The organism is Citrobacter sp. Cs237, from assembly GCF_030332325.1.
Taxonomy (GTDB): Bacteria; Pseudomonadota; Gammaproteobacteria; order Enterobacterales; family Enterobacteriaceae; genus Citrobacter_A; species Citrobacter_A sedlakii.
On record NZ_JAOWIB010000027.1, the window covers coordinates 1 to 534 of the forward strand.

General features: G+C 70.2%; 1 protein-coding gene. It reads left to right on the top strand.

What is annotated here, in order from left to right; translation table 11 throughout:
* On the top strand, positions 1-534 hold a 534-nt coding region (gene mobV, locus OGY07_RS00135; RefSeq protein WP_286597916.1), incomplete at both ends, for a MobV family relaxase.

Here is a 534-nt window from a genome sequence, read left to right on the forward strand (position 1 = left end):
TGCGATGCAAGAAGCTGTCGGGGATGGGCAGCGTGGCGGCGGCGTTGCAGCACTGCTACCGGGAGCGCGAGACGCCCAACGCTGACGCCGAACGCACGCCGGACAACGAGCACCGGGCGGCCACCTCGACCGATGCGGCGATGGGGCGGCTGCGCGAGTTGCTGCCGGAGAAGCGGCGCAAGGACGCGGTGCTGGCGGTCGAATACGTGATGACGGCCAGCCCGGAATGGTGGGCCAAGGCCACGCCCCAGCAGCAGGCCGCGTTCTTCGACCAGGCGCAGGGCTGGCTGGCGGCCAAATACGGCGCGGATCGCATCGTGACGGCCAGCATCCACCGCGACGAGGCCACCCCGCACCTGTCGGCCTTCGTCGTGCCGCTGACGCAGGACGGGCGGCTGTCGGCCAAGGAGTTCATCGGTGGCCGCGACAAGATGCGGGCCGACCAGACCAGCTTTGCCGAGGTGGTGAGGGATCTCGGGCTGGAACGCGGCATCGAGGGCAGCCGGGCCACCCATCAGCGCGTCCAGAGCTACT